The sequence below is a fragment of the Helicobacter sp. UBA3407 genome (assembly GCF_949747025.1).
Classification (GTDB): Bacteria; Campylobacterota; Campylobacteria; order Campylobacterales; family Helicobacteraceae; genus Helicobacter_D; species Helicobacter_D ganmani.
Genome location: NZ_CATKCB010000102.1, coordinates 1 through 9,450, shown reverse-complemented (window position 1 = coordinate 9,450; position 9,450 = coordinate 1). Strand labels below are relative to the sequence as shown.

Sequence of the window (9,450 nt, the reverse complement as noted above, 5' to 3'; positions counted from 1 at the left end):
TCATCTTAACATAAGCCTACCACTAGACAAAGTTCAAACGCCGACAAAATGCAGATTATCTCCTAAGTTGCCCCATTTTTGCGTCTTTCATTAGGCTCATCAAATCTCCCATTCCACCTTTATTAGAAAATTTCTTTGCCATTTTTGCTGCACTTTCAAACTGCTTCAAAAAGCGATTCACATCACTAACATCAATCCCTGCGCCCATTGCAATGCGCTTCTTGCGACTGCCATTGAGCAAATCCGGATTCTCGCGCTCTTTTGGCGTCATTGAAAAAACCATTGCGCGGATTTGTTTCATCTCTTTAGAATTGTCTAAATCCACATCTTTAAGCGCACTTGCCATATTACCTAAACCGGGCAACATTGAGAGAATCGACTGCATAGAACCAATTTTTTTGATATTATCCAACTGCGCAATGAAGTCATTAAAGTTAAATTTGCCCTTTTTGATTTTCTTAGAAATGTCTTTTGCCTCTTTCTCGCTAATTACGGCAGCAGTTTTTTCAGCCAAAGAGTGAATATCCCCTGCCCCCATTAACCGCCCTACAATGCGTTCAGGAATAAAAACCTCTAAATCCGCAACTTTCTCACCCACACCAATAAAGCGCAATGGAATCCCAAGCTGATGCGCAATAGAAAGTGCAATTCCACCTTTGCTATCTCCATCAAATTTGCTTAAAACTACTCCGCTTAAGTTCATTTTCTGATGAAAGATTCCAGCACTCTTGACACCATCTTGCCCGCTTAAACTATCCACCACATAAAAGACTTCATTAGGATTAATCGCCGCTTTAATGCCTTGCAACTCCTGCATTAAGGCTTCATCAACCGCCAATCGCCCGGCAGTATCCACAAGCAACACATCATAAAGCCCCTCAACTGCCTTTTGTTTAGCTTGTATTGCAATTTCTATGGGGGTTTTCCCCTCCAAATGAAAAAAATCCACTTCCACTTGCAAGGCTAATTGTCGCAACTGCTCCACCGCGGCTAGTCTCTGCAAATCACAAGCTGCAAGCAAAACTTTCTTTTGTTTGCCCTTGAGATAATTAGCAAGTTTTGCGGTTGTTGTTGTTTTCCCGCTTCCTTGTAAGCCCGCCATTAATACGATTGTTGGGGGCTTGGGCGCAAAAATAAACCCATAATTACCCGGTGCAGTAAGAATCGTATTTAGTGATTCTTTTAATGCGCTTAAAAAATTCTCTTTTCCTATTCCTGCAAGCTTTGTTTTCTTCTCAATTTCACCCAAAAGTTCTTTTAAAACCTTATAATGCACATCGGATTTTAACAAAGACTTTTTGAGCTCATCTAATGCGCGTTTTAACGCCTTTTCATCATCTTGGAATCGGATTTTATTAATTGCACTTTGGAAACTTTCTGTAATAACACCAAACAACTTAATAGCCTTGTATTTGTAATTTTAAAGATAAAAAGCGTGATTCTACATTAGATTTGCTTAAAATATTCATATCTTTAAACATTGTCAAATCAAGCGGATTTGCCTAAAATCTAAAACTTCTTTCGCTCCATATCTTGAGTGATTTCATTTGCGATTTCATCTATGTATTGTGCAACCATTTCTGTTTTATTCGCTATTTCTTGATTATTCTCTGCTATGCTATTGAGATGTGAAATTGTCTCATTGATTTGCTCTACGCCCTTTGTCTGCTCCTTTACCGATTCGCCCATATCGTTAATGCCCTGCACTAGCACATTGACATTTGCGCCAATCTCTCCTAAGCTCTTTTGCGTCCGTTCGGCTAGTTTGCGCACCTCATCAGCCACGACCGCAAAACCTCTTCCGTGTTCTCCTGCTCTTGCTGCTTCAATCGCGGCATTGAGTGCTAAGAGATTCGTCTGCTCGGCTATCTCATTAATGATGCTTACGACATTTTTTATATCCTCTACTTGTCGCGTAATTTCTGAAGTCTTATCATTAATAGACTGCATAGAAATTGTGATATTCTCGGTATTTTCTGAAGAGCGACTTAGACTATTTACTTGATTTTCATTCGCACTCATTAGATGCTGGACACAATCATTTAGAGATTGACTCTGTTCCTTTAAAGAAAGGGACAATTTAGAGGAAACTTCTAGCATATTTTTAACCTCCTCTCCAATGGCATTTAAAGAAACTTCCATATCTCCTTTAGGATTCTCCACATTTGCAGTGAAGTTTAAATTCCTATAATCACTAAAGACTGCTTGTAGCTGATTTAAACTAGAGCCTACTTTGACTTGCAAGACTTGTAGCATTTCATTTAAAGTTTCTTGCAACTCTAACAGCTTTGGATTATTAGGAATCGCATTTAATTTTAGATTCAAATTTCCCTCTTTCATCTCTTTTACCGCAGCAATGACTTGTTGCACCATTGATTCATCTTTTTGCAAGCTTTCATTTGTGCTTTGTATGTTTTTATTAATTAAATTTCCCATACTACCAATCTCATCTTTTGCTAAGATTTTTGCAAAATGTGGAGCCTTGTCTGTCTTGTGGTTTATAAAATCAAAGAAATCCGATAAAAGCTCGCTGAGATTCGCCATTCTATTTGTGATATATTGCTTTGTATAAAGCCAAATCGTTAGAGAAATCACTAGCAACGCTACAATCGCAGAGAAAACAATAATCGTCTCAATCTTGTTTAATGGCTCATAGATAACTTCCTTAGGTGCAACCGTAACAAGTGTCCAAGTCGTGTCAATATCCTCCCAAAGTTGAAAATGCGAGACTCCTGCGTAATTTTCTGTCGCATTTGGTCCAACATATTCTATTGCGGTAGTTCTGCCAGAGTTTAGGAGATTTAGGAGCATATCCACACTACTATGATTGTTTTTCTCTATGAGTTTTTTCCCTACCAGCGAGGAATCAGGGTGGATTAGGATAATGCCATTTTGAGAGAGTAGAAACTTCCTATCTCCCTTAAAAGCTGAACGTTTAGGGTCTAGGACGACTTTAGAGATTTGTTGCAAGTCCATTATGATTCCAATTACACCAATAACCTTATTATTTTTATCAAAAATAGGCGCGGAGATATTAGAACCAAACACAACCAGATTATCAATGTCAAACTTTCTAGGATCATCAAAAGAGATTTTTTTTGTCTCTAGCGCGTTTTTAACCGAAGGCAAATGGATAATGTCCTCATCGGCTTGAAGTATATTTACCCCATCGTTGCGCTCTCTATCAATATCCATTAATATCATAAATTCACCATTTGGCAACAAAAAGTCTGTCGTGGATTCCGCAACCGACTTCTTACTATAAATAGACTGCCCGGGAATATAAAGATAAGCAAAAGATGCCCATTCATTATCTAAAATCATATGCATAACGACATCTTTTAGCAAATCCCGACTTACGATTCCATCACTATCGTTTGCAATGATAGATGAGGTAATACCCTCTGCGGTCTCTAATGCCATAAAAGATTGTTGAATCGCACCCTCTAAGCGATTGATTGCCCTTGAGTTTGCGCTCACTAGTAGCTTGTGGGCTTCGCTTTGCAAAACTTTAGCAGATTCATAACTAATAACAAAAGTCAATGTCCCCATAACAAGCAAAACAATAAAACTCGTAATCAATGTGATTTTCGTCCCTAGTCTTAGACTCTTAAACATAAGAATATCCTTTTAAAAATTTAGTTATGCAAATTTTACTCGTGCTTTATTAAGTTTATTTCAAAAATGTGTGAAGTTTTTGTTAAGATAATTTTAACTTTTTCTTAAAGTTAAGTTTAATTTTAGAATTTTATATTTTATAAAATATTTGTCATTATTTACCATTGATTATTTTTTATGGACTATAATTTCAGAGTTTAAATTTTAATTTCAAAAGGATTTTCAATGAAAAAATTTCTCTGTTCTCTTAGTTTAGCAGCGGCTCTTAGTCTCCCAGCACTTGCAGCTCCCTATGCACTTGATTCTGCAAACTCAAAAATAGATTTTCAAGTCTCCCACCTTAAACTAACACAAGTAGATGGTAAATTCAACAAATTTAGTGCAACAATTGATTACGACCAAGCTTCTAGCACTTTAAAAATCTTAGAGGGTGTTGTAGATATAACTTCAGTGGATACTGCAAACCCCAAAAGAGACGCGCATTTGCAAGCAGAGGATATGTTTGATGCCAAAAAATATCCTAATATGACTTTCAAAATGACAAAATTTGAAGCAGGCAAGATTTATGGCGATTTAACCATTCGCTCCACAACAAAACCCATTGTGCTTGATGCAACAATCCAGCCCAATGGCAAAGAGCTAGCAATCAATGCCACAACCAAGATTCTAAGAAGTGATTTTGATGTCTCTTGGCACAATATTTTCAAAGATAATGCTGTGGGTGATGAAGTAAAAATTACTTTAAACCTTAAAGCAAACGCAAAATAACCACACAACTACCCTAATAAAACACAATGACAAAACCTCTTGTCATTGTGAGATTCTACAAGAATCAACAATCCCCATAAATACTTAATGTGTCTTTAAAAAAAATATTGTAAGATTAGCTTTTATCTTTGAATATAAGGATTTTCAATGAAAAAGACTTTTGTAACCCTCTATTTGGCGTGCGGAATCTTTGCTAGCAATCTTTTAGCAGGAGAAGTAAAAATCGGTGTCGTTTTGCCTGCAAGTGGTGCAGTAGGTGGATTTGGAGAGCTTGGAAAACGCGGAATTGACTTAGCTTACAAGGCACAAAGCAAAACTAAAAATGGTGAAGAGATTAAAATTATTTTTATTGACAATAAGAGCGATAAAATAGAATCCGCAAATGCAATGCAAAAACTCGTTTCAAGCGACAAAGTCAGCGTTGTTATTGGTCCTATGATTTCCACCAATGCACTTGCAATGACAAAAATTGCAGACGATAGCAAAACGCCTTTAATTGCTCCTGTGGCGACTAATGACCGCGTAACTAAGGGCAAAAACTTCGTTTCTCGCGTCTCTTTTGCAGATAGCTTTCAAGGGTTAATTGCAGCAAACTTGGCTTTCAAAGATTTAGGTGCAAAAAAGGCAGCTATTTTGTTTGATAATAGCAGTGATTACTCTATCGGACTTACACGTGCTTTTAGAAATCAATTTAAAACTTTAGGCGGCGAAATCATCATTGAAGCCAACGCTCAAGCAGGGACTAAAGACTTCAAAGCGCAAATTTCAAGCATTAAGGCAAAGAATCCCGATGTTCTTTATTTGCCAATCTATTATAACGAGGGCGCACTGATTGCGGTTCAAGCCAAGCAATTAGGATTAAATGTCCCAACTATTGGGGGAGATGGCTTAGTTTCAAACAAAATTTTCTTTGATGTTGCCAAAGAAGCAGGGGAAGGCTATATGGTAACGGATTATTATTCTACAAACTCCAAACAAACCCCCAAAGGCGAGAAATTCATCAAGGATTACAAAAAAACCTACAATGAACCTGTAAGCTCTTTTAGTATTATGCTTGCGGATGCTTATGGGATTGCTGTAGCTGCGATTGAACAATGCGGTGCGGAGAATCGCGAATGTATTAATGATAAAATCCGCAATGTCAAAGATTATGATGGCATAAGTGGTAAATTCTCTTTGAAAAATGGCGAATCTATCCGCAGTGCGGTGATTAATCAAGTGCAAGGTGGTAACTTAGTTTATAAAACCACGATTGAACCATAAAAACTTTTAAGATTCTGTAAATTTTAAGGTTTAGAGTTTGGACTTTTTGACTTTTTTTCAGCAATGTATTAATGGCTTAAGCTTGGGCAGTATGTATGCGCTCATCGCGATTGGCTATACAATGGTTTATGGTTGTTTGCGCCTCATTAACTTCGCCCACGCAGATATTATGATGGTAGGAGCATTTCTCGTTTTTTTTGCCATTAGCTCCTTTAATTTGCCTTTTTATGCTGCTGCGATTCTATCCATTGTCTTGTGTGGAATCCTAGGTGTAGCGATTGACAAGATTGCCTACACACCTTTACGCAATGCACCTAGAATCTCTATGCTGATTACCGCCATTGGAGTGAGCTTTTTTTTGGAAAATCTTTTTAATGTCCTCTTTGGCTCTACACCTAGATTCTTTAATGCTCCAGCATTTTTCTCACAATCTTTGGATATTTTTGGTATCAGTCTAACCATTATTACATTGATAATTCCATTGGTTACGCTTTTACTTTTGGGAGGACTTTTGCGTTTTCTCTATCACACAAAGCAAGGAATGGCGATTCGCGCAAGTGCATTTGATATTAACACCGTGCGCTTAATGGGAATCAATGTAAATCACATCATCGCCATTGTTTTTGCGATTGGTAGCACTTTAGCAGGAATCGGGGGGATTTTTTATGCAATTTCTTATCCCACGATTGACCCGCTTATGGGCGTGTTAATTGGCTTAAAAGCCTTTGCTGCTGCGGTTTTAGGTGGAATCGGAAGTGTAGGCGGAGCAGTGCTTGGAGGCTTTATCTTGGGCTTTACAGAAGTTATGGCGGTAGCACTTTTCCCAGACCTTGGAGGATACAAGGACGCTTTCGCATTTCTTTTCCTCATTCTTGTATTGCTATTTCGTCCCGTCGGCATTATGGGCGATTGGCGTTTAGAAAAAAGTCGTTTTTAGGTTGCAAAATGTTTAAGAAACTTTACACAAATAGCCTAACAATTGCGACTTTGGGATTCCATTGTAGTATTTATGTATTAGTCATTTGCGTGCTTTTTGCTTCACAAAGCTTGTTGGGAGATTATGCCTTAAGAATTTTTAACAATATTCTTATTTTTGTAATTCTAGCGGTGAGTTACAATCTGATTAATGGCGTAACAGGGCAGCTTTCTTTAGAACCAAACGGGTTTGTAGCGATTGGTGCATATATCACCGCATTAATGTTGTTAGATTCGGATTTGAAATGGGGAATGTTTCAGCTAGCAGACCCCCACCCTTTTATTTTGAGTATGTATAGCGAGTTATTGCCCGCTCTGTTTTGTAGTGGAATCGTAGCAGCTATCCTTGCGATTCTGCTTTCTTTTCCTGTATTTCGCGTGCGCGGGGATTATTTAGCGATTGTAACGCTTGGCTTTGGTTTTATTATCAAAATCCTAGCAATTAACAATCCAGAATGGACGAACGGGGCGATTGGCTTAAATGAAATTCCAAATAATCACGATTCCATTGTCGGTGCGATAGAAAAACTGCTTTTAAACCTTAGCACGAACGATTCACCTTTACAAGGATTCTTTAATTTCCTTTATATCCACGCGTTTGGTAATGGAGCAAACATCACAGTCTTTTTTTGGAGTGGAATCTTTGCCACCGCTTCAGTAATTTTAATCCTGCAAATCGTCTATTCTAAATATGGACGCGCAATGAAAGCAGTCCGAGACGATGAAGATGCTGCAATTGCAATGGGAATTAACACTTTCAAAATCAAAACTTTTGCTTTCTCCACAAGTGCATTTCTAGAAGGCATTGGAGGCGGATTAATGGCAGTTTGGCTCACTACGATTGACCCAAAAATCTTTGGGTTTGAGCTTACATTTCAGCTTTTAATCATCATTGTGCTTGGGGGTTTAGGAAGCACGAGTGGAGCGATTTTGGGAGCGATTTTGGTTATCGGTGGGGGAGAATGGCTTAGATTTCTAGACCAGCCTTTAGTCTTTTTTGGAAATGATTTTGGTTCTTATCCGGGACTTAGAATGGTGTTTTTCTCACTCATCTTGCTTGTGATTATGCTTTTTGCTAGAGAGGGCATTATGGGCAAACGCGAAGTTTGGGATTTGAATCCTACCAAACTAAGATTGTTTAAAAAGGCGCAATAATGGCAATTTTGGAACTAGAAAATGTCAGTATTGCCTTTGGGGGATTAAAGGCGATTGATAATGTAAGCTTTAGTGTGCAACAAGGACAAATTTTTGGATTAATTGGTCCAAATGGAGCAGGCAAAACAACAATGTTTAACATTATTACTGCAAATTATAAGCCAAATAGCGGAAAAGTTCATTTTTTGGGCAAAAATATCTCTAAATATAAGCCAAATACAATTGTGCATTTAGGAATTGCGCGCACTTTTCAAAACATTCGGCTCTTTAATTCTATGAGTGTGTTAGATAATGTCCTCATTGGTTTGCACAATGAAGCAAAATATAGCTTTCTTGAAGCTGCTTTTCGCATAGGAAGATATTTTAAAGAGGAAAAACGCATTAAGGAAAAAGCTCGGTGGATTTTGGATTATATTGGATTAGGCAACCAATGGAATACCAATGCAAACGCGTTGAGCTATGGAAATAGTCGTAAAGTAGAAATCGCAAGAGCCTTAGCAACCAATCCAAAACTTTTGTTATTAGATGAACCAGCCGCGGGAATGAATCCCAAAGAGACGCAAGAGCTTTGCGAATTGATTTTAAAAATGCAAAAAGACTTTGATTTAAGCATTTTGTTAATTGAACACGATATGCCCTTTGTCAATCAACTTTGTGAGCAAGTTTTGGTGCTAGACTATGGCAAAAAACTCTTCAGCGGCACGCCCAACGAAGCCATTAACAACCCCGAAGTGATTGCAGCTTATCTAGGAGACTTCTATGCTTCAAATTGAGAATCTACAAGTGCATTATGGCTTGATTTCGGGCTTAAAGGGCATTAACTTCCATATTGAAGAACACGAGATTATTACTTTAATCGGAAGTAATGGCGCAGGTAAAACCTCAACCCTTAATGGAATCGTGCATAGTGTCAAAACAAAAGGCAAAGTCCGATTCTTTGGCGCAAATATCTCCAAGATTCCAACACACAAAATTATCCAACGCGGAATCGCGCTTGTGCCAGAGGGAAGGCGCGTTTTTACCAATCTTAGCGTAGATGAAAATTTGCGTATGGGAGCGTATCATAATGATGAAAACTTTGAAGTAATGCGCGAAAAAATGTATCGGCTTTTCCCTCGCCTAAAGGAGCGTTACAAACAAATGGCAGGCACAATGAGCGGGGGTGAGCAACAAATGCTCGCCATTGCAAGAGCTTTAATGAGTGAGCCAAAGTTACTTATGCTTGATGAACCAAGTCTCGGGCTTGCACCCAAAGTCGTAGGAGAGCTTTTTGAGATTCTTTTAAACTTGCGCGAAAATGGCATTACGATTCTGCTTGTAGAACAAAATGCCTTTGCTGCACTCAAAGTCGCCAATCGTGCGTATGTGCTAGAAAATGGCAAAATTGTAATGGAGGATTTTGCAAAGAATCTTTTAGAAAATCAAGAGATTAAAAAACGATATTTAGGCGGATAATAAGGAATTACAATCAAAAATCTTGCGATTCCACTAGACTAGAATTAAACCTTGAGATTTTGCAACATTGCGCTTAAAGATTCTGCCGCTTGTGTTTTGCGCTTTTCAAAATGCGCTGGGCTTTCTGTCTCTCCCATATATAAGCCTCTTTGAATAGCAGTTTCAGATTCCAAAACTCCTAGCACATTTTCTAACATTTCTTTTTGTTCAGTCCTA

General features: G+C 38.1%; 8 protein-coding genes. 6 read left to right on the top strand and 2 right to left on the bottom strand.

The features are described from left to right. Nucleotides 1–55: 55 nt before the first annotated feature. Nucleotides 56–1,396, bottom strand: coding sequence for a signal recognition particle protein (gene ffh, locus Q1553_RS02825; RefSeq protein ID WP_297571006.1), 1,341 nt, complete (start codon nucleotides 1,394–1,396; stop codon nucleotides 56–58). Nucleotides 1,397–1,509: 113 nt separating this feature from the next. Continuing rightward, nucleotides 1,510–3,618: a methyl-accepting chemotaxis protein gene (locus tag Q1553_RS02820; protein WP_297571004.1), complete on the bottom strand. Its 2,109-nt coding sequence runs from the start codon at nucleotides 3,616–3,618 to the stop codon at nucleotides 1,510–1,512. Nucleotides 3,619–3,843: 225 nt separating this feature from the next. On the opposite strand from Q1553_RS02820, the gene Q1553_RS02815 reads away from it, so the two are divergent. The 6 genes from Q1553_RS02815 to Q1553_RS02790 all read left to right on the top strand — a co-directional run bounded on the left by Q1553_RS02815 (nucleotide 3,844) and on the right by Q1553_RS02790 (nucleotide 9,234). Beyond that, nucleotides 3,844–4,386: a YceI family protein gene (locus Q1553_RS02815; RefSeq protein ID WP_297571002.1), complete on the top strand. Its 543-nt coding sequence runs from the start codon at nucleotides 3,844–3,846 to the stop codon at nucleotides 4,384–4,386. A 147-nt stretch (nucleotides 4,387–4,533) separates the two neighbouring features. Beyond that, nucleotides 4,534–5,649, top strand: a complete 1,116-nt coding sequence (locus tag Q1553_RS02810; RefSeq protein ID WP_298496472.1) for an ABC transporter substrate-binding protein — start codon at nucleotides 4,534–4,536, stop codon at nucleotides 5,647–5,649. A gap of 37 nt (nucleotides 5,650–5,686) precedes the next feature. Next, nucleotides 5,687–6,586: a branched-chain amino acid ABC transporter permease gene (locus Q1553_RS02805; RefSeq protein ID WP_297570998.1), complete on the top strand. Its 900-nt coding sequence runs from the start codon at nucleotides 5,687–5,689 to the stop codon at nucleotides 6,584–6,586. An 8-nt stretch (nucleotides 6,587–6,594) separates the two neighbouring features. Further along, nucleotides 6,595–7,779, top strand: coding sequence for a branched-chain amino acid ABC transporter permease (locus tag Q1553_RS02800; protein ID WP_300691208.1), 1,185 nt, complete (start codon nucleotides 6,595–6,597; stop codon nucleotides 7,777–7,779). Next, a complete protein-coding gene (locus tag Q1553_RS02795; protein ID WP_115551378.1) occupies nucleotides 7,779–8,552 on the top strand; it encodes an ABC transporter ATP-binding protein in 774 nt (257 codons plus the stop codon). The genes Q1553_RS02800 and Q1553_RS02795 overlap by 1 nt, the downstream gene beginning before the upstream one ends. Continuing rightward, on the top strand, nucleotides 8,539–9,234 hold the full coding sequence (locus Q1553_RS02790; RefSeq protein ID WP_115551379.1) for an ABC transporter ATP-binding protein: 696 nt from the start codon (nucleotides 8,539–8,541) through the stop codon (nucleotides 9,232–9,234). The genes Q1553_RS02795 and Q1553_RS02790 overlap by 14 nt, the downstream gene beginning before the upstream one ends. The last annotated feature ends 216 nt before the right edge of the window (nucleotides 9,235–9,450 follow it).

What these genes read in the sequence shown, in the direction of transcription:
- Q1553_RS02790 (WP_115551379.1), top strand. Translation starts at nt 8,539, where the DNA reads ATGCTTCAAATTGAGAATCTACAAGTGCATTATGGCTTGATTTCGGGC.
- Q1553_RS02800 (WP_300691208.1), top strand. Translation starts at nt 6,595, where the DNA reads ATGTTTAAGAAACTTTACACAAATAGCCTAACAATTGCGACTTTGGGA.
- Q1553_RS02810 (WP_298496472.1), top strand. Translation starts at nt 4,534, where the DNA reads ATGAAAAAGACTTTTGTAACCCTCTATTTGGCGTGCGGAATCTTTGCT.
- Q1553_RS02820 (WP_297571004.1), bottom strand. Translation starts at nt 3,618, where the DNA reads ATGTTTAAGAGTCTAAGACTAGGGACGAAAATCACATTGATTACGAGT.
- Q1553_RS02795 (WP_115551378.1), top strand. Translation starts at nt 7,779, where the DNA reads ATGGCAATTTTGGAACTAGAAAATGTCAGTATTGCCTTTGGGGGATTA.
- Q1553_RS02815 (WP_297571002.1), top strand. Translation starts at nt 3,844, where the DNA reads ATGAAAAAATTTCTCTGTTCTCTTAGTTTAGCAGCGGCTCTTAGTCTC.